18 protein-coding genes are annotated in these 20,714 nt (G+C 49.9%); 16 read left to right on the top strand and 2 right to left on the bottom strand.

Annotation, left to right across the window (positions count from 1 at the left end; translation table 11 throughout):
* Positions 1–378: 378 nt before the first annotated feature.
* Positions 379–1,167, bottom strand: coding sequence for an IclR family transcriptional regulator (locus tag HMPREF9469_RS14760; protein ID WP_007863244.1), 789 nt, complete (start codon positions 1,165–1,167; stop codon positions 379–381).
* Between the two features lie 228 nt (positions 1,168–1,395).
* Here HMPREF9469_RS14760 and HMPREF9469_RS14755 point away from each other — a divergent pair, with 228 nt between their 5' ends.
* The 11 genes from HMPREF9469_RS14755 (at position 1,396) to HMPREF9469_RS14705 (ending at position 12,563) form a co-directional block, all read left to right on the top strand.
* A complete protein-coding gene (locus tag HMPREF9469_RS14755; RefSeq protein ID WP_007863242.1) occupies positions 1,396–1,608 on the top strand; it encodes a 4Fe-4S binding protein in 213 nt (70 codons plus the stop codon).
* A 20-nt stretch (positions 1,609–1,628) separates the two neighbouring features.
* Complete coding sequence (gene vorB, locus HMPREF9469_RS14750; RefSeq protein WP_007863240.1) at positions 1,629–2,714, top strand: 3-methyl-2-oxobutanoate dehydrogenase subunit VorB; 1,086 nt, start codon at positions 1,629–1,631, stop codon at positions 2,712–2,714.
* Between the two features lies 1 nt (position 2,715).
* A complete protein-coding gene (locus HMPREF9469_RS14745) occupies positions 2,716–3,474 on the top strand; it encodes a thiamine pyrophosphate-dependent enzyme (protein ID WP_007863238.1) in 759 nt (252 codons plus the stop codon).
* Complete coding sequence (locus tag HMPREF9469_RS14740) at positions 3,467–4,030, top strand: 2-oxoacid:acceptor oxidoreductase family protein (RefSeq protein WP_007863237.1); 564 nt, start codon at positions 3,467–3,469, stop codon at positions 4,028–4,030. Before HMPREF9469_RS14745 ends, HMPREF9469_RS14740 begins: the two co-directional genes overlap by 8 nt.
* Before the next feature lie 39 nt (positions 4,031–4,069).
* Positions 4,070–6,151 carry an acetate--CoA ligase family protein gene (locus HMPREF9469_RS14735; protein ID WP_007863232.1) on the top strand — a complete coding sequence of 694 codons (2,082 nt, stop codon included), beginning with the start codon at positions 4,070–4,072 and terminating at the stop codon, positions 6,149–6,151.
* 314 nt (positions 6,152–6,465) lie between these two features.
* The gene (locus HMPREF9469_RS14730) at positions 6,466–6,852 is read left to right on the top strand and encodes a RidA family protein (protein ID WP_007863229.1); all 387 of its coding nucleotides are present in this window, start codon (positions 6,466–6,468) and stop codon (positions 6,850–6,852) included.
* Positions 6,853–6,946: 94 nt separating this feature from the next.
* A complete protein-coding gene (locus HMPREF9469_RS14725; RefSeq protein WP_007863227.1) occupies positions 6,947–8,512 on the top strand; it encodes a BCCT family transporter in 1,566 nt (521 codons plus the stop codon).
* Entirely contained in the window at positions 8,509–9,774 is a 1,266-nt protein-coding gene (locus tag HMPREF9469_RS14720; RefSeq protein WP_007863225.1) for an aconitase X, read from the top strand. Before HMPREF9469_RS14725 ends, HMPREF9469_RS14720 begins: the two co-directional genes overlap by 4 nt.
* The gene (locus HMPREF9469_RS14715; protein ID WP_007863223.1) at positions 9,762–10,187 is read left to right on the top strand and encodes an aconitase X swivel domain-containing protein; all 426 of its coding nucleotides are present in this window, start codon (positions 9,762–9,764) and stop codon (positions 10,185–10,187) included. Before HMPREF9469_RS14720 ends, HMPREF9469_RS14715 begins: the two co-directional genes overlap by 13 nt.
* Positions 10,188–10,231: 44 nt before the next feature.
* Entirely contained in the window at positions 10,232–11,296 is a 1,065-nt protein-coding gene (locus HMPREF9469_RS14710; protein ID WP_007863221.1) for a proline racemase family protein, read from the top strand.
* A 25-nt stretch (positions 11,297–11,321) separates the two neighbouring features.
* A complete protein-coding gene (locus tag HMPREF9469_RS14705; RefSeq protein WP_007863217.1) occupies positions 11,322–12,563 on the top strand; it encodes a metal-dependent hydrolase family protein in 1,242 nt (413 codons plus the stop codon).
* A gap of 475 nt (positions 12,564–13,038) precedes the next feature.
* Here the strand turns inward: HMPREF9469_RS14705 and HMPREF9469_RS14700 are convergent, their stop codons facing one another.
* Complete coding sequence (locus HMPREF9469_RS14700; RefSeq protein ID WP_007863215.1) at positions 13,039–13,932, bottom strand: LysR family transcriptional regulator; 894 nt, start codon at positions 13,930–13,932, stop codon at positions 13,039–13,041.
* Positions 13,933–14,252: 320 nt separating this feature from the next.
* Here HMPREF9469_RS14700 and HMPREF9469_RS14695 point away from each other — a divergent pair, with 320 nt between their 5' ends.
* The 5 genes from HMPREF9469_RS14695 (at position 14,253) to HMPREF9469_RS14675 (ending at position 20,611) form a co-directional block, all read left to right on the top strand.
* Complete coding sequence (locus HMPREF9469_RS14695) at positions 14,253–15,101, top strand: polysaccharide deacetylase family protein (protein WP_007863214.1); 849 nt, start codon at positions 14,253–14,255, stop codon at positions 15,099–15,101.
* Between the two features lie 41 nt (positions 15,102–15,142).
* The gene (locus tag HMPREF9469_RS14690) at positions 15,143–16,234 is read left to right on the top strand and encodes a C45 family autoproteolytic acyltransferase/hydolase (protein ID WP_007863213.1); all 1,092 of its coding nucleotides are present in this window, start codon (positions 15,143–15,145) and stop codon (positions 16,232–16,234) included.
* Between the two features lie 108 nt (positions 16,235–16,342).
* Complete coding sequence (locus HMPREF9469_RS14685; protein ID WP_007863212.1) at positions 16,343–17,467, top strand: aspartate-alanine antiporter-like transporter; 1,125 nt, start codon at positions 16,343–16,345, stop codon at positions 17,465–17,467.
* Positions 17,468–17,837: 370 nt separating this feature from the next.
* Positions 17,838–19,334 (top strand): carboxypeptidase M32, encoded by a 1,497-nt coding sequence (locus HMPREF9469_RS14680; RefSeq protein WP_007863211.1) that lies wholly within the window; start codon positions 17,838–17,840, stop codon positions 19,332–19,334.
* Positions 19,335–19,570: 236 nt separating this feature from the next.
* Entirely contained in the window at positions 19,571–20,611 is a 1,041-nt protein-coding gene (locus tag HMPREF9469_RS14675; RefSeq protein WP_007863210.1) for a M42 family metallopeptidase, read from the top strand.
* Positions 20,612–20,714 lie beyond the last annotated feature (103 nt).

Below are 20,714 nucleotides of genomic sequence, written 5' to 3'. Positions count from 1 at the left end.
ATGTGGTTATAGAGGATGTAATGGAAGTACGAAGGATTCTCTATAGTAAGCGCAATACGGAGCAGATATTGGATCAGTAATAAAGATGGATTTGGCCTGTTATGCATGATGCATGACAGGCTGTTTTCTCATGGCAAGATACCCTCAGTGGACAAGGGGATACACGCCCCAACCGCCGTTTTTTTGGCGGCTGGCCGCGTTAACGTCAGTCGGCGTACGCCCAGCGACAGTAACGCCGCAGAATCGCAAATCTGTGGTGCAAAACCGTGTGTCCCCTTGTCCACTGAGGGTAACTCTTAGATAATATGAAAAATGGAGGTATGCCCCCTGTGGCAGAGGAAGGTGATTCCTGCAGGGGCTGGAATATAACGGAAAAGGCTACCGGATCGCATATCCTAAAAGATTGGAGAGCTTGCGGCTGGATGTAAGTACCAGGCTGCTGATCTCCTTTTCTTCCTGTTCCGAAAGACTGCTTCCGCTGACGCTGATGGCGCCGATGGGCCTGTTGGAAAAATCCATGATAACGGTTCCCAAACAAAACACATGATATTCATTTTCTTCCCGGTCAAGGGCATAGCCCCTCTGCCGGGTCAATCCGATATCCTGCAGAAATAGCTGCAGGTCGGTCAGGGTATTCTCAGTCAGGGACTGGATGTTCATCTTGTCCCACTTTTCAATGATCTCCCCATTAGAATAGGTAGATAACAGGGCTTTGCCCGCACTGGTGCTATAGAGCGGGGAACGGTGCCCCACACTGGTGTATACGGAAAAACTCATGGCTTCCTTGCCGATACTCTGCAGGCACAGAAGCTGGTTGTTGTCCTCCACGGAGAACTGGGCGATCCGTCCGCACCGGTTATTCAGATCCACAAGAGTGGAATTGATAAGGGACAGTTTATCCAAGTTCTGGACCGCGTTCAGTCCCACCTCATATGTTTTTAAGGTCAGGGAAAAATCCCCGTTCTTCTCATTCTTTGCCAGATAACCGTTCTGTACCAGTGTATAGACCAGACGGGAAAGGGATGCTTTATTTACCTTTATTTCCTTATTCAACTCTGCCAGGCTCATACTGTTTACCCGTCCGATGGTTTCCAGGATCTGTAAAGCCCTGTCCACGGCCTGAATGGTTTCTATCTTTGTATCAGTCTTTGGTGTTTCCTTTGCCATTGATTATCCTCCTATACAAAAAACGTATTCTGATACGTGCGTTACAATATTTAGTATTATTATAGAAGAAAGTATCGAATTTAGCAAGCATAAAAAAATAAATGAAATCGATTTGTACAATTCATATAAAAAACACTTGAAAAATAATACTTATGATGATATTATGAAATTACAAAATAAAAAGTGAAATACAATAAAGAAAAATGAAACAAATAATAGGAGGTAGAAATGGCAAAAGCAAAAGCTGCGGCAGATGTAAATCTCTGCAAAGGATGTCGTCTCTGCGTGGGGGCCTGTCCGGTTCAGGCGATCGAACCCCTGAAGGAGATCAACAAAAAGGGTTATGAGATTATTGGTATCAATAAGGATGTGTGTATTGGCTGCGGACGCTGCTATACCATATGTCCGGATTATGTATTTACCATCAGTACCGTAGATTAGCAGGGGAGGAAAGAAGAGACATGGGTGAAAAATTTAAGCTAATGAAGGGAAATGAAGCCATTGCGGAGGCTGCACTGAGGGCAGGATGCCGCTTCTATGCCGGTTATCCCATCACACCACAAAGTGAGATCCTGGAATATATGTCAGCTAATATGGCTTCCAGGGGCGGCGTGTTTGTACAGGGGGAAAGCGAGATCGCAAGCATGAGTATGCTTTGGGGAGCAGCCGCCTGCGGAGAGCGTGTGATGACAAGCTCCTCGGGACCGGGATATGATCTGAAGCAGGAAGGGATCTCCTATCTGGCATCCTACAACCTGCCGGCGGTCCTGATTGATGTAATGCGGTACGGGGTTGGCGATGGAGAGATAACGGAAGGACAGGATTCCTACTGGGAGGCGGTCCGGGGAGGCGGCCATGGGGATTCCAGGCAGATCGTTCTCACGCCTGCATCCGTCCAGGAGTGTGCGGACCTTACATATTTGGCGTTTGACCTGGCCGAGAAGTACCGCACCGTGGTCATTATCTTAAGTGACGGCGGTATCAGCCAGATGATTGAAAAGGTAGTATTGCCGCAAGCAAGGGAACATGACAAAGATAAATTTGACTGGGCAATTAAGGGGTATAAGAAACCGGATGAGCCAAAAGTAAAGGTGACCAACCTTGACCGTTCCATGGACTATGGTGAGTATGACCGCATGGTCAGGGATAAATTCAAAACCATGCATGACAATGAGCAGCGCTGGGAGGAATTTATGACAGAGGATGCCGAGCTGGTTCTTGTGGCATACGGAATCTCCTCCAGGGTATGTAAATCAGCTGTACGCCGTGCCAGGACCCAGGGGCTTAAGCTGGGCCTGATCCGTCTGATCAGCGCATGGCCTTACCCGGAAAAAGCATTTAAGAACCTGCCTGAAACCGTGAAAGGACTTGTCTCCGTGGAGATGAGCCTGTCGGCCCAGATGGGGCAGGATATATGTCTGGCCACAAGATTCTCTGTACCTGTATATGCATATCTCACATCCAAGTATGTACCCAAGACCCAGGGGATTGTAGATTATTGTTACCGTGTACTGGAAGGAAAAGAAAAGGAATTGGAGGTTTACTAATATGGCTGTGAAATTAACAAAACCGAAAATGATCAATCAGCAGGTGGGCTGGTGCGGCGGTTGCGGACACGGCATCATCCAGCGCCTGATCGCGGAGTGCTGTGAAGAACTGGGAATGGTGGAGAGAACCGTACAGGTGGTGGACATTGCCTGCGCCTACTGGTCCATTGACACACTTAACTGTGATGGGATCGCAGGTCCCCATGGACGATGCGCCGCCGTTGCCACGGGTATTAAAAAGGTGCGTCCCGAAGCCAATGTATACGTACATGCAGGTGATGGATGTTCCTATGTGATCGGACTTTCCGAGACATGTTTTGCCGCCCAGAGAAATGTCCCCATCACCATGATCGTGGTGAACAACGGAATCTTTGGCATGACTGGAGGCCAGATGTGCCTTGCCACCACACTGGTAGGAGACAAAACCACAAGCAGCAAGAGCGGAAGGGATGACCGGGTGGCAGGAGATCCCTTTGATATGCTGAATATTATCAGCCAGTACCCCATCGCATACGCGGCCCGGGGCGCCCTGTATGACCCTCAGCATATCAATGAGACAAAGAAGATGATTAAAAAGGGATTTGAGAATCAGCGGAAAGGCAAGGGATTTTCCATAATAGAAGTACTGTCTCCCTGTCCCACCAACTGGAAGATGACTCCGGTGGACGCCATGAAAAAACTGATAGAGGAAAATGAAACGGTATTCCCGGTAAAAGTTTATGTAGACAATACAGATAATGGGGGTGAAGCAAATGGCTGATATTATGTTTGCGGGAATTGGTGGTCAGGGTGTGCTGACGGCCGGTAAGATCTTAATCCAGATCGCTGCTGAGAATGGTAAAAATGTAAGCTGGACCAGTGAATACTCCGCTGAGATGCGCGGCGGTATCGCCCTTTGCCGTGTAGTGGTTTCAGATGAAGAGATCGGAAGTCCCTATCCCGATAACCTGGATGTCCTGGTCTGCATGAACGAGGACGCCTACAATACATATGTCGGCCAGGTGGCTGACGGAGGCAAAGTGATCATCAACAAATCATTGTTTGGCAACAGGGAGTATCCTGACAACCTGGAAGTCATTGGAGTGGATGCAATGGGGATCTCCGCGGACCTTGATAATGCCAGAGGAGCGAATCTGGTTATGATGGGAGCCATGATCGCGGCCACCCATATGCTGGATAAGCAGCAGTTTTCTGACACATTGCGGGATTATTTTGAGCATAAGGGGAAAACCAGTGAGAAAAATGTAAAGAGTTTTGAAGCAGGATATGAAAAAGCTGAGAAGATATCACATTCAGGATCCGTTGAGGCGGATTGAATAGAATATAGGATCTGAAGATGAGAGAGGGGTTTTGCCATGGATCTTAATAAGCTATTAAAACCAAAGACAATTGCCATTGTTGGGGCAAGTGAGAAGGCCGGATTCGGCGGCGACACGACCAGAAACTATCTTAAATTCTCCAAAAACCTGGACCGTCTGTATCTGGTGAATCCGGGCAGGGATACCATATTCGGGCACCGGGCATACCATTCCCTTTCTGAGATAGAGGGGGATGTGGATCTTGTGATCCTTTGTACGCCTCAGAAGACGATCATTCCCCTGTTAGAGGAAGCAGCGGGGAAAAACTGCGGAGGAGCGGTTGTATTTGCCAGCGGCTATAGCGAGGTGGGACAGGAAGGAGAGATCCTGCAGCAGGAGTTGGTCCAGGCAGCGGACCGTCTTGGGATTGCGGTCATGGGACCTAATTGCGCGGGATTTGCGAATTTTGTGGATGGGATCTTTGCCTTTGCCTTTTTGGTAGAGGAGCGGGAGCGCCGGGGAAATATCGGCATGGTCTCCCAGAGCGGGCAGATCGTCCTTGGAGGGCTGGACAGTCCGGGTATGGGCTTTAGCCATGTAATCTCCTCCGGAAATTCGTGTAATGTAAAAGTGGAGGACTATCTGGATTTCCTGGTGGATGATGAGGATACCAAGGTGGTGGCAGCATACATGGAAGGGGTTACCAGGCCTGAGAAGCTGGTGGACACCCTGCAGAAGGCAGCCCTAAAGAAGAAAACCGTGGTCGTGTTAAAAACCGGCCGTTCCAGCAAGTCCCAGGAACTGGCCCGGTCCCATACCGGATCCCTGTCAGGGGCGGATAAGGTGCTGCGGGCCGTGTTTAAGCGGTACGGTGTGGTGGAAGCAGGTGATCTGGAGGAACTGATGGGCCTGGCAGCGGCATTTTCCTGGCTGGAAGATCTTCCAAAGGGTGAACGCTGCGTATTTATGAATGTATCAGGGGGGGAGGCCGGCGTCATGGCGGATCTGGCGGAAGAATATGGAATCCCTCTGGCAGAGATGAATCAGGAGACAAAGGCATACCTGCAGACCCTGGTGCCGGATTATGGTTCTGTCAACAACCCTTTTGACATGACGGCAGGGATCGGCTACAATACGCCGGTCATGGTGCAGGCCATGGAGGCTATTTCCAAAGACCCCGGCGTGGATGCCATTGTGGTGGCTTATACCATCACGCCTGAGATCTGGGATGATACCATCTCCCATATGGTGGAGGCGGTTTCCATTGCCCGTGGGAATAAAGACTTAAAGCCAGTGTTTTGGATTCCTTTTATCGAGCATACCAGGCATCAGGGGAGTGCGGATATCTTAAAGGCAGCAGGCACCCCATTGCTCCCCACGGGACGTTACGGCTGTAATGCCCTTAAAAAGATCCTGGATTTTGCAGTCGGCGGATTTGAACCCGTAGTGCCGGCCATTCCGGAGAAAAAGCATACGCTGTCACACAGTCTCAGTGAGTTTGAGAGCCTGAATTACCTCAGCGGACACGGGATTCCCATTCCGCCCCAGGCAGTTGCCGCCACAGCTGATGAAGCTGTAAAAGCAGCCCAAAAGCTGGGATACCCTGTTTCTGTAAAGATCCATTCCAGGGATATCCAGCACAAATCCGATGTGGGCGGAGTGAAACTGAATATTAAGGATGAAAACGGACTGCGGGAGGCATTTGCCTTGATCATGGATAATTGCAGGAAAAATGCCCCGGAGGCGGTTTTGGAAGGTGTTCTCCTAAAACCCATGCTCCGGGCCGGTACGGAGATGATCATTGGTGTTAACAACGACAGGGATTTTGGACCCATGATCATGGTGGGGATGGGCGGTGTATTTGTGGAGCTGTTTAAGGATGTACAGCTGGCGCCTGCACCTCTTACCATGAGCCAGGCTGAAGCCATGATTGGGAAGCTGGCTTCCTATCCCCTTCTTAACGGCTACAGAGGAGGACTGGTCTGTGACAAAAAGGCTCTGGCTGACCTTCTTGTAAAAATCAGCGAGATGGCATCAGAGGGAAAGGATACGGTTAAAGAGCTGGATATAAATCCTGTATTTATTACGGAAGACGGAGCAGCCATTGCAGATGCGCTGTTGGTTGTCTATGATGACTGACCCGAATAGTAATCCCCTGTGATCATAACTCAGGAGCAGGTATCTGTGGTTTGTTATAACACGGGTACTTGTTTTGCTTTCCGGCATTTTCACTAAATATTTTATGGTCTTAACAGCATATTTACAAGCCACTGGCTATTATCACAAAAATCATTAGTGTGCATTAGTAAATATGACGAAGATTAAATCTTATTGAAACGAATTGTTGACAATCAAGATAATTGGTTTTATTATGTAAATATAAAATAAAAAATGAAATATATAATAAAAAAGTGAAACAAAATAAATAAAAAATGAAGAAAGGAGAGATGAAAATGAAACCAAAAGAACTTGTGAGCGTGGAAGCATCGCCGGCATTAGGCCCCTATTGCCACGGACGTAAGTATGGAGATATGATCCTCACCTCCGGCCAGATTCCCCTTACAAAGAATGGTGAGTATGTCTATGAGGTCAAGGCAGCCACTGCATTGGTTCTGGGGAACCTGTTAAGTATCGTGGAAGCCGGAGGAGGATGTAAGGAGAGCGTTGCCAGAGTGGAGGTGTATATCAGGGACTTAAAGGATTTTGCACAGATCAATGAGGCGTACAAAGAATTCTTTGGGAATCACAGGCCTGCCCGTGTCTGTGTACAGGTGGCTGCGCTTCCGGAAGACGTGCCTCTGGAAGCGTCCATGATTGCCTTTGCAGAAAGCGGAACATGAGATTCTCATGGAAAAGCAATTGATATGATATATTCATATAAAGGGGCAGTGCAAACAAAGACATAGGTTTTTAAACCAGGAGGGGGTAATTAAATTGGATAATAAAACTACGGATAACCGGAAGATCAATAAGTGGGCGTTTTGGCCGGCGATTGTCATCCTGATCACTTTTATCTTGTCCGGTGTAATATGGACAGAGGAGGTGGGAGCGGTCATGACCAAACTTCTCTATGGAATGGCGGATTATTTCGGGGCTTACATAAATCTTTTATCGCTTGTATTTATTTTTCTTGCTGTGGTATTTCTGATCGGCAGGTACGGAGATGTGATCATCGGAGGCAAGGATGCAAAACCGGAATACAGCATGGCATCCTGGTGTGCGATGTCCATCTGTTCCGGTATTGGCACAGGTCTTCTGTTCTGGGCAATGGGCGAGCCGATCTTCCATTTCATGACAACACCCGCAGCCATGGGGGAGGCAGGAAGCCGCAGGGCGGGCATCTTTGCAGTGGCCCAGGCTATGTGGGACTGGAGTTTTGTCCAGTACTGCATGTATGCCATCTGCGGGGCAGCCTTTGCAATCATCTGCTACAACCGTAAGAAGAATCTGTCCTTTAACTCCATTGTGGAAAGCGCTACGGGAAAAAAGATCGGATGGCTGAATACATTGGTCACCGCCGTTGTTATCTTCTGTCTCATGGGAGCCACTTCCAATTCCATGGGTGTGGGCCTGATGCAGATCGGAGCAGGGCTGGAAGCCGCATTCGGCATTCCCCAGTCAGCCGTGACCTGGCTGTTTGCAGCGGTCTTTGTCACTGCGATCTTTGTCCTTTCCTGTGTTTCCGGTATTGGAAAGGGGCTTAAGCTGGTATCTTCCGCCTGTATGTATTTTTTCTTTTTCCTGCTGGCATATGTTTTCATATTTGGAAATACCGAATTCATCACAAAGATCACATCGGAATCCATTGGCTTTATTGTGGATAACTGGGGCACACAGACCACCATGGCCAACGCAATGGCTGCTGATGATAAATGGTTCGCGGACTGGATTGTTCAGTACTGGGCGTCCTTTATCGTATACGCGCCAGTGATCGGAATGTTCCTTGCACGTATGGGCAGAGGCCGCTCGGTGCGGACCTTTATGCTGGTACAGATCCTTGTGCCGTCATTTTTCTGTATTCTCTGGATCGGTGTTTTCGGCGGCCAGACCATTTATCTGCAGACCTCCGGAACATTGGACGTATGGGAGGCTGTAAGCAGCGCAGGTATGCAGGCCACAGTATTCCAGATCATTGGAACACTTCCTTTCAGCAAGATCATAACGGTTATGTTCCTGTGTACGGTAACACTGAGTTTTTGTACGCTGGCAGATCCCATGGCGTCCGTGGCGGCAACCCTGTCTGTCAATGGCCTTTCTGCTGAAGATGAGGCGCCTAGAAGGCAGAAGATCCTGGTTGGATGTATTCTGGGAGGAACCGCGTATACATTGGTTGCAACCGGCGGTATTAATTCAGTTAAGGGAATGTTTACACTGGTGGGACTGCTGCAGAGCATTGTGTTGATCATGTGTGCCATTGTTCTGTTCAGATATGCGAAGAAATGTTTTTATCTGCCAAACTCCGGTTATCTTGAAGTCCCGGAAGAAAGGGGGCAGGAATGAGGCTGACTGATTATGAAAAGTCAATGTTAAACGGCGATCAGGGAGAAATGCGCCGTCAGGCCATGGAGGCACTGTGTGACCTGGCACGGTTTTATGATGTGGAAGAGTTCGTAGAGGTGGTTGGATGTCATGATGACAGCACCGTATATGCAGGTGAGGCCCAGGTAGCCTTTGCAGAACACCTGGCCGGCCATGGGGCAAAGTTCGCTGTTCCCACTACCACCAATGCAACAGCATGTGATATCAACCTTTGGGACAGACAGAAGCATGAAGTGGAGACCATGGCGGCAACCCGCAGGATCGAAGCGGCCCATGTGAAAATGGGAGCCATCCCCACATGGTCCTGCGCTCCCTACCATGTGGGGATGGCGCCCTCCTTTGGACAGCAGTTTGCCAGTGCGGAATCTAATGTGATCTGTTATTACAACTCCATCATCGGGGCCCGCACTAACCGTTACGCAGGTCCGCTGGAACTGCTCTGCGGCATAGCAGGCCGTGTCCCGTACTTTGGACTTCATGTGCCGGAGAACCGGTACGCCCAGGGGCTTGTGAAGCTGGGAGATGACATCAGGCCTGAGTATTTTGAGGAGGAAGATATATTTAATTTGGTTTCCTATGCCTATGGCTCCATTGTGGCTGACAGGATTTGGGCGCTGGAAGGGATGCCTTCAAAGGGCATTACCAATGAAATTTTAAAACAGTTCAGTGCCACGGCCGCATCTTCCGGCGGGATCGCACTGTTCCATATGATCGGGGTTACGCCTGAGGCTCAGACAAAAGAGCAGGCATTTAATGGGAAAGAGCCCCAGGAGGTGGTGGAAATCCATCTGTCCCACCTGGCTGAGGCGGAGCGGCAGATCACCAATCCGGATGTGACGGATATTGATGCGGTGGTGCTGGGATGTCCCCACTGCTCTTATAATGAATGTGCCAGGATTGAAGAACTGTTCCGGGGCAGGAGGGTACATGACAATGTGAATTTCTGGCTGATCACGCCACGAAGTGTAAATGACCGATTAAAGGACAGCGGGCTGTACGAGCGCCTGACCAGGCTGGGAGTGGAGATTTACTGTGATGGCTGTATTCTGGAATACAGGAATAAGAATCTGGGTACAAAGACCATGATGTCCAACTCGGGAAAATTTGACACATACTGTTTCTCCATGCGCGGCCTGCAGCCTGTGTTTGGCAGCATGAAGGAATGTATTGAATCCGCAGTGGCCGGCAAGGTTGTAAAGGAGGAGAAGCCATGGAGAAGATAACGGTAAAATGTAAGACCGCGGTCTATGGTAATGTCAGAGCTGAGCTGCTCTGGGCCAATGAGCCCATGAGTTTCTGGGGAACCGTGGATCCCCGGAGCGGAGTGATCCGTGACAACCGCCACAGCCTGTATCAGAAGAACATGTCCGGCAAGGTGCTGGCATTTACCACCCCCAAGGGCAGCAGCGGCACCGGACTGATCATTCTGGAGCAGATCCGCATCGGGTGTGCTCCGGCCGCCATCATTAACCTGCGCAGTGATCCCGTGGTTCTTACCGGACCCATTATTGCCAAACGCTTCTATAATGTGGATATTCCGGTGGTCAATATAAGCGAAGAGGATTACGCAAAGCTTGAGGGTGCAAAGGAAGTGGAATTCTTTGCTGACAGGGATGAGATCCATGTTTATTATTAGGATATAAATCAAATAGACTATAATAATTTAAAGGAGGAAGAGAAATGAGTTTTAAAAGAGTGATCAATGTTGTGGAGACTCATGATGGGGAACCCATGCGTGTTGTGACCGGCGGTGTTGGGCATATACCAGGCAACAGTGTCTATGAGATGGAGGAGTATCTGAGGCTGTATAACGATGGGCTGCGTAAATTCCTGCTCCGTGAGCCCAGAGGATATCCCCCTATGTGCTGTAACATTATCGTTCCCCCAAAGCATCCGGATGCCGCTGCCGGCTTTATCATCATGGAACAGACCGAGTATCCCATGATGTCCGGGGGCAATGTTATCTCTGTCGCCACCGTCCTTTTGGAAACAGGAATGATCGAGATGAAGGAACCTTATACGGAGTTCCAGCTGGAAGCGCCTGCAGGCCTGATCGGGATCAAGGCAAAATGTGAAAACGGCAAGGTAACTGAGGTGACTTTTAAAAATGTACCTGCATTTGCTGTATATACGGATGTTGAGATTGCGGTTCCCCATATTGGCCATGGCGTTGAGAAGGTAAAGGTGGACGTTGCGTGGGGCGGTATGTTCTATGCAATGGCGGATGTACGGCAGTTCCCGTGGATTGAGTTGACACCTGAAATGGGGCGCGAGATTACACGCGTTTCCTCCCTGATCTTAAAGGCTTCCCAGGATCAGCTGCCCGTGGAGCATCCCAGCTATCCAGGCGTGGGTATTACCATTTCCCAGTTGTTCGGGCCAACGGATGATCCTAGGGCCGATATCCGGAATGCAGTTACGGTAGCCAGCGGCGCAGTGGATTTTGACAATCCTTCCACCTGGATCGGCGCCTTGGACCGCTGTCCATGCGGTACCGGCACATGTGCCAGAATGGCTGCCATGTACGCCAAGGGAGAATTAAAGCTGAATGAACCGTTCCGTCATCAGGGCTTACTTGGAGTTGTTTACAAAGGGGAGCTGGTAGAGGAGACGGAGATCGGCGGACATAAGGCAGTGATCCCCACCATTGCCGGTGAATCCTGGATCTACGGATACGGAAACCTGGTGTTGGACCCAACGGATCCCTTTACCGAGGGCTTTACGATCGGTGATATCTGGGCATAAGCAAAAGTATTAAAGGAGAGAAATTATGAAAAAATATGCATTTCAGGGCGGGCTGCTGATCGATGGGACAGGGGCACAGGCAGTGGAAAACAGCCTTGTGCTTGTGGACGGAGACAAGATCACCTATGCAGGCGGGGATCAGGCAGTTCCGGACGGATATGAGGTACATACCATTAGCGGTAAGACGATCATGCCGGGCCTGATCGATGCCCATCTGCACTTTTCCGGGAACCTGACGGACAATGACACGGACTGGCCCACGGAGGATAACCTTCAGAAGGCAGTGGTAGCCGTACAGCAGGCCCATGAGTGCCTGGAGGCAGGCCTTACAACCGTTGGGGAGGTTTCGCTGTTCGGCATCCATATCCGCAACATGATCGAACAAAAGGTAATGAAAGGCCCGCGGGTGGTTGCAACGGGGCGCGGATTCTGCGCCACCTGCTCCCACGGAGATTCCCACAAGGTGTCCATTGAGAGGAACCGAGAGGGACATCCATGGGGCGAGTGTGTGGACAGTCCCTGGGATCTGAGAAAAGCGGTCCGCCGCAGGCTGCGGGAGGATCCGGACGCCATTAAGATATGGGCAACCGGAGGCGGAATCTGGAGGTGGGAGACTGCCATGGACCAGCACTATACCATGGAAGAGGTTCAGGCCGTTGTGGATGAATGTAAGATGCGCCATGTCCCTGTCTGGTCCCACTGCTTTGGCAGCGCGGCCAATTCCGTAAAGGCAGGCGTGGATCTGATCATCCACGGCCAGTCGCTGGATGACGGGACACTGGATCTGATGGCGGAAAAGGGGATCGCCCTTTGTCCAACCATCAACTTTATGCCGGCCTGGCTGACCACATTTCCTCCCAGGTATGATCCGGCCCTTCATGATCAGTACCCGGGTGAAACTGTTGCCCAGAAGGATCTAAACCGTATTTACGCAAACCTGAAAAAGGCAAAGGAGAGAGGAATCCTTCTGACCACTGGTTCCGACTCCTTTAATTCCCAGATGACCCCTTACGGGGAAACCACGGTGGGAGAGCTTCACGCCTTTGTGGAATGCGCCGGGATCAGCGAGATGGATACCATTGTTGCCGCCACATTAAACGGAGCCAAGGTGCTGCGGGTGGATAAGGTCACCGGTTCACTTGAGGCGGGAAAGAGCGCGGACCTTCTGGTGATCAACGGCAATCCTCTCAGAAACATCCGTGAACTCACCGTGGACACCATGGATGTGATTATGAAGGAAGGGGATTTTATAAAGAAAGACCTGTAAGAACAAATAAAATATCTAAAATTAAGTGCTGATGAATGGCCACACCGTTTCAAGTGTGGTCATTTTTCTATGCACATCATTTCTCTCTATATTTCTCAATTCGCTTGTTCTTAGCTATAGGATATTCTATTGGTTCATCCGAAGTCAGTGCTTCAATCCGTACTTCCAGAGGTGATTTGCACTGATATCGTTCAAGGGGACGTTCTTTACTGTAAAATCGTATATAGTCCTCAATTCAAACCATACTGCCTATATTTGGCAATCCATTCTCTTAATTGTGTTCCGCCGATTTGATATTTAGTTGCCAGATATTCATATGAGCCTAAACCGTCTGGATACTCTTGAGAAACCATTGCTCTGAACCCTGGCGTATACGGTGATTTAGACATGAAAATACCCCTTAAGTAGATTTTGGTTATTTGTCTTGTCTGCTTAAGAGGTATCATATCATCCCATTTGTAAAGGATAAGCGGTATTATTTGTTAAAAGGATACATACTCTTTGCCAGACCAATAAACTGTTTTACCGCATTGTTTGAATCAACCCTGTATCCCAGGCCGATGTCAATGGGAAAATCCATGGTCATGTCCATGGGAAGGGTGGCGAGAGATGGAAAACTTTTCCAGTACATGGAGTAGTAGATCAGGATCAGATTATCTAATTCACATTTCAGGGGCAGGGAGCTGCCATAGTGGCGGATGTCAATAATCTGAACATCCGGGGCAACCGCGCCTATGTAATCCCGAAGCCGGTCATCCGCCCGGGTAATCCCCCTTGCGTACATCATGATTTTCTGGCCGTGCAGGTCATGAACGGTAATGCGTTCCTTCCTGGCCAGGGGATGCCTGGGGGACATTCCGCAGCAGTGCTTGTCCTCCATCAGCTTTACAAAGCTGTAACCGTGATCTTCAAACATATACCCGCACATATATTCTGTGGTAATGTCAAAGTTGTTATTCAGAAAATTCTTAAAGTATCGTTCCAGGGGATATTCTATAAACTGGAGGTTGATATTTGGATACTGCTCCGTAAACTTACGGCAGATCTGGGGCAGAAGTTCTGCTGTAAAATTTGGCAGCGTGCCGATCCGTATGGTCTCCCTGGATCTTTCTTCTAATTCTTTACAGCGCATCAGTACGGTATTGGATATGTGTATCACCTTTTTGGCTTCCTGATAAAAATATTCACCGGAAGGCGTAAGGCAAACGCCTTTATTGTGCCGGTTAAAAAGCTGGAACCCCAGTTCCTTTTCCAGAAGATTGATCTGCTGGATCAGGGCGGTGCGGGATATGAACAGCTTGTCGGCAGCGGACGAAAAACTGCCTGATTCGGCAATGACGATAAATGAATCCAGATGTTTATCATACATGGGTTCGTACCTCCTGTAAGGGGGCTGGGTGTAAGCTTTTCCTGTACATGGACATAGTATATTTATTCTTCTTCCAATCAGGAAAGCATGCTATGATTTAAGCGTAAAGAAGTTGTTAATAAAGAACGAACATAGGGATAGAATCTACTTTCTTAACTACCACATTTTTATAGTTATGTCAATAGCTGCAGTAGTATTATTCCAGGGCCATGGAACCGTTATAACTTGACAAGGAACCAGTGCACGGTGATCTGTCGGAAATAGAACGTGAAACCAATCGAAACCAACAAAGTCCAAGTATCTTAAGGAGGAAATGATTTATGCAGAAAACTGGAAAAGTTAAATTGCCGCCCGGAAAAAAAGTTGCGGTTAATCTTGGATGTGATTTTGATGCCCAGAGTATATGGGACGGTTCCTTTAATCTCCTTTCACCGGCATATATGAGCCGCGGAGAATTTGGCGCAGAGGTAGGCGCTCCCCGGCTGTTGGAACTGTTTAAGAAATACGATATTAAAACCAGCTGGTTCATACCGGGCCATACGGCCGACACCTTCCCGGATATCTGTAAGGAAGTACTTGCCGCGGGCCACGAAATAGGCTGTCATGGCTATGTACATGAAAACCCCACAAAAGCTACATATGAGCAGGAGACAAAGGTAATGCAGATGGCCCTGGAATCCCTGGATAAGATCGGCGCTCCCAAGCCGCTCACATACCGTTCCCCGTACTGGGACTTCAGCCCCAACACCATTAAGATTCTGGAGGAAAACGGGTTCCTGTATGACAGCAGCCTGATGGGCAACGACCTGCATCCCTACTACCCAAGGCCGGTAACCCCGCACTCAGACCGTGCCAATGAGTTTGGTGAGCCGTCTAAGATCCTGGAACTGCCCGTGTCCTGGTTCCTGGATGATTTCCCCCAGACAGAGTATATGACCGGAGGGCAGGAGGGACAGCGCCCGGCCCAGGATATCTATGACAGATGGGCTTCCATCTTTGACTACGCCTGTACACTGGAGGGCGCCTGCTATATCCTGACCACCCATCCACAGACCATTGGACGCGCCCACATGATCCAGATGTACGAGCAGCTGATCAACTATATGGCGGAAAGAGGAGCCTGGTTCGCCACAGCGGCAGAGATTGGAGCCAGCTTTATCCCTGATTAGTCCGTAAAACACGGGAAATGGGCAGCGAAAGGAGTGAGAATGTGATCAACAAGGATTTATTTCCTATTATTACCGCTTCGGGAACGCCCTACGAGATCGGATTGATCCATGGGCGGGAAGCAAAGAAACAGGTGGAGATCAGTATCAATACCTACAAGGCAATGTTCTGGGATTACTCCCATATCAGGTGGGAGGACGCATGCAGCTATGCAAGGACTTTTATTTCCACCATCAATGAATATGATCCTGATTATATGGAAGAGATCAGGGGCATTGCGGACGGTTCAGGCTATGGGACCGATGAAATCCTGGCCCTCAATGTCCGCAGTGAGATCGTACTGCAGGGCGGCCAGATCAGCAGCAATACCGATGGATGCACCACGTTTGTGTTTACCCCTATGGTGACGGAGACGGGGACAACGCTCCTAGGCCAAAACTGGGACTGGAAAATGACGGAGCAGGCAGGGTGCATCATCATGCACATCAAACAGCAGACAAAGCCTGATATAACCATGGTCACAGAGGCCGGGATCATTGGGAAGATTGGATATAACAGTGCGGGGATCGGTGTTACCCTGAACGCACTGGCATCCAACCAGAAGGTGGAAGGCAAAGCCCTGCCCCTTCATATAGCTATGAGGGGAATGCTGGACAGCCAGTCCCTCTCGGATATGATTAGGGCAACCACATGCATGAACCTGTCCTGCTGTGCCCACTATATGATCGGCAGCTCCAAAGGGGAGGGCGTAAGCCTTGAGGTAGGCCCCGGCGACTTTGACGCACTGTATGCAGAGGAAGGGTGGCTTGCCCATACCAATCATTTTATCACCCCAAGGCTTATGTATGTAAAGGACACCACCAGAATCTCTCTTCCGGACAGCTTCCTGCGCCTTGGAAGGATGAGGACCATGGTGCGTGGACTGGACCGCAAGGTAAGAGTGTCGGATATCAAGGAAATGATGAGCGATCATACAAGCTATCCCGACAGTATCTGTCGACATGAAGATGAGCTGGAGCCGGCCGGTAAACGTCTCGGGACGATCTTTAGTATTATCATGGACCTGGAACGGGAAGAAATGTATTTTGCACCCGGCAATCCGTGTAGGGCGGAGTATCATCTTATAAAATTCTAGTATAACATTCTAGTATAACATAGCGGATAAAAGGGTGCGTCTCAAAAATCCTCCGGAGGAGAGGCGCATCCTTTTGCGTTCATGAATATAAAAGTTGGAGGGATTGGGATGAATCCATTGTTAACGGTTTTTATAATCGGTGTGTTAGGTTATCTTTTAGGAAGTATCAAGGTAAAGGGATTGTCGCTGGGAACCTCCGGAGTGCTGATCGTGGCGCTTCTGTTCGGACATTACGGGATGGAGATCCCATCGGTGATCCGTGAGTTCGGCCTGATCTGTTTTGTCACCGCGGTGGGCTTTATCGCAGGACCTGTATTTTTCCGGAATTTTAAGAGCAAGGCTTTGTCTTATGTGGTGATCGGTATACTGATCATTATTGCGGGAGCAGGCAGCTGTGTTCTGGTCATTACCCTCGGGGGGATCCCCACGCCGCTGGCAGTGGGAATGATGACGGGGGCGCTTACAAGCACGCCGGGGCTGGCGGCCGCAATTGATGCTACAGGGGATTCCATGGCCTCCATCGGCTACGGGATCGCTTATCCCTTTGGCGTGATTGGGGTAGTGCTGTTTGTACAGATGGTGCCAAAGCTGTTAAATGTCAATATCCCGGAGGAAGTGAGCCGATTAAACCAATCTATGGAAAAGAACATACATCATGATACTTCCCCAAAAAAGCGTATCGAGCTGGATGAATTTGGCTTTTTCCCATTTATGATCGCTACCATTGCCGGTATACTTATGGGCAAGATCGTCATTCCTCTTCCGGCAGGCGCCAGCTTTACCCTGGGAACATCGGGAGGACCGCTGTTGGCAGGTCTTGTGATGGGACATTTTATGCACATGGGGCCCATTTCCATCTCTGTACCAAAGCCCACCCTGGAGACACTGCGTGAGTTCGGCCTGGTGCTGTTCTTAATGGGAGCAGGAACCAATGCGGGCAAAGGCTTTGTGGAAATATTGGCCCAGTACGGTGTGGCCCTGTTTTTCCTGGGCGCATTGATGACGCTGTTTCCCATGGTGATCGGCTATGTGCTGGCAACCAGGATATTCTCCATGGACATTCTGAACTCCCTGGGCTCCATATGCGGAGGCATGACCAGCACCCCGGCCCTTGGCACACTGCTGGCAGTAACAAAGACAGAAGCAGTGGCGGCTTCCTATGCAGCTACCTACCCGGTTGCCCTTATATTTGTTGTATTATCGGCACAGTTTATATCCATTTTTTTGATGTGAACGGAACCAGGAGGCATCTGTTATCATTTCTGATCCATTATGAGATGAAGCATGAGACAATGGCGGGTGTAGAGCAGGCAAAATAGCTGGGATGGGGAGCCAGGCTGATCCATATTATTGAAGAGATATTGATGGAAAAAAGGTGTTCACACCTGATCTGGGCGGCAGGGCGGAAACGGAGCAGGCGGGGGACGAGGTGGCGGGGAAGCTGCGCGGATGGTAGAATTATATTGCAACCCATGGAAATATATGGTAGCGTATATACTATCAACCCTGCATCTATGCATAAATACGCGGTCTGCCGGGGACACTCTCTGTGAGTGTCCTTTTGCAGTACAGGAGCGGACAGGAAGCGGAAAGGAGCATTACAATGGCAAAATCATACGACAAGTTAAAAACATACATGGACAAGGCCATGGCCATCAAGACTGCCATGACCTTATTTGAGTGGGACAATGAGACGCTGGCGCCCAAGGAGGCCGGAGAACTGACGTCCCATGTGATCGGTGTGCTGTCCGGGGAATATTTCCAGGCAGTCACCTGTGACGAGATGAGAAAACTGCTGAAGCAGTGCGGCGAGGAAGGCGGGCTTTCACAGGCGGAGGCAGCCAATGTGCGGGAACTTTCCCAGGAGCTGGAGCAGATCGAATGTATCCCCCAGGACGAATACCAGGACTTTGCCCGGCTGACGGCCAGGGCCACCAGCGTGTGGGCAAAGGCAAAACAGGAACAGGACTTTGATGCATTTGCCCCCACACTTAAAAAGGTGATCGATTATCAGAAGAAATTTGCAGGCTACCGCAAAAAGAACGGGAAAAAGCTGTACGATGTCATGCTGGATGATTATGAAAAGGGCTTCTCCATGGAGAATCTGGACGAATTTTTCAGCCTGATGAAAAAAGAACTGGTTCCCTTCCTAAAGCAGGTGGTGGATGATGGAAAACAGATTGACGACAGCTTTTTAACAGGTGATTATTCTGAGGAGAAGCAGGAAAAGCTGGGACGTTTCCTGGCAGCGTATGTGGGCTTTGACTTTGACCGGGGCGTCATGGCGGTCAGCGCCCATCCTTTTACCACCAATCTTCACAATAAGGATGTGCGGATCACCACACATTATACGGACTGCATGGACAGCTCCCTTTTTTCCGTCATACACGAAGCAGGCCATGGTATCTACGAACTGGGAATCCGGGATGACCTGACCCTGACCCCGGCGGGGCAGGGAGCCAGTATGGGAATGCATGAATCCCAGTCCCGGTTCTTTGAGAATATCATTGGCCGCAACCGGGCCTTCTGGGTACCTATCTATAAGAAGGTACAGGAAATGTTCCCGGAGCAGCTGGGGGATGTGAACCTGGACCGGTTTGTGGAAGCCATCAACAAGGTAACGCCCGGCCTGATCCGCACTGAGGCGGATGAACTGAGCTACAGCCTTCATGTGCTGATCCGGTATGAGATTGAGAAAATGCTCATCGAGGAAAACCTGGACGTGGAAAAACTGCCTGAGATCTGGGCGGACAAATATGAGGAATATCTGGGAATACGCCCTGAGAATCCGGCCCAGGGAGTGCTCCAGGACATCCACTGGTCCCAGGGATCCTTTGGATACTTCCCCTCCTATGCCCTGGGCAGCGCCTTTGGGGCGCAGCTGTATTACCATATGAAAAAGACCATGGATTTTGAGGGCCTGCTGGAAGATGGAAAGGTGGACGTTATCCGTGAATACCTGAGGGAGAACATCCACCAGTACGGAAAGCTGAAGACCAGCCGCCAGCTCTTAAAGGATATCACCGGGGAAGATTTTAATCCTGAATATTATGTAAGGTATCTGAAGGAGAAATATAAAAAGATCTATGCACTGGACTGAACGTGTGCGGATCTGCAGTGTAATGCCACAGTATAAAGCTGCAGTAAAAAGCCGCAGTATAAATCCGCAGTAAAAAGATGCAGAAGGCAGGATGGGAGCACATGTCCGCGCATGCTCCCGCCCTGCCTCTTGTTGTTGCAGCGTATTTCTGATAAAATGGTTTCATGTGTTCATGGAAAAACCTCAGGTCATAGGGGGCAAGTAAAGGAGAAGGGGACAGGTAAAGGAGAAATGAGATGACAGATTCTGGAAAATATGTGGAGTACATAATGGAGCAGGCGCAGAAGCTGCTTGCCATTGACAGCCCTTCCGGCTACGGCAGGGAGGTAAGGGAATATCTGTTAAAGGAATGCGAGGCCTTGGGGATCACTGCATGGCCTACGGTAAAGGGCGGCGTCCTTGCGGACCTGGGAGGAAGGGATCCGGAGAATGCGGTCCTGTTAGAGGCCCACTGTGATACGCTGGGGGCCATGGTGGCCAGGATCAAGGAGAACGGAAGGCTTCAGCTGACCAATATAGGCGGTATGAAGCCGGCCAACGGGGAGGCTGAGAATGTAAGGATCATCACAAAGTCCAATGGTATTTACGAGGGTACCTGCCAGCTGGTCAACGCCTCGGTCCATGTGAACGGGGAGTATGAACAGACCACACGTACCTGGGATACGGTGGAAATCCTTATTGATGAAAAGGTAAGTTCCAGGGAGGAGGCAGCTGCCCTTGGTATCATGCCGGGGGATTATGTGTGCTTTGAGCCCAGGACAAGGGTGACTGCATCCGGTTACATTAAAAGCCGTTTTCTGGATGACAAGCTCTCAGCCGCGATCCTCATGGGATATGCCAGATATTTGAAGGAGGAATCCGTGACTCCTGAACGCAAGGTTTACGTTCATTTCACCATATATGAGGAGGTGGGGCACGGAGGTTCATCCCCGGTGCCGGAGGGCGTTACCGAGGCCTGGTCCGTGGATATGGGATGTGTGGGTGAAGGGCTCCAGTGTACGGAACATCAGGTGTCCATCTGTGCCAAGGACAGCGGGGGTCCGTACAATTACGAGATCGTCTGCAGGCTTATAGAACTGGCCAAGGGAAAGGGGATCGGATATGCGGTGGACGTATACCCCCATTACGGTTCTGATGTGGAAACCACATTAAAAGCAGGCCACGATATCCGCCACGCCCTGATCGGCCCCGGTGTTTACGCATCCCACGGTTATGAGAGAAGCCACCGGGACGGGGTGGAGAACACCTTCAGGCTGATCCAGGCATATCTGGGGTGAGCTTTTGTGAACGCTGTATCTTCAGCAGCCCGCGTGTCCGCCTGTAAGCGGGTTAAAACCATATAATTTTCTAAATATCGCCCATTGGCCCAGGCCGGTGCGG

It is taken from the genome of [Clostridium] citroniae WAL-17108 (assembly GCF_000233455.1).
Classification (GTDB): domain Bacteria; phylum Bacillota; class Clostridia; order Lachnospirales; family Lachnospiraceae; genus Enterocloster; species Enterocloster citroniae.
This window is presented reverse-complemented; position numbering and strand designations above follow the sequence as displayed.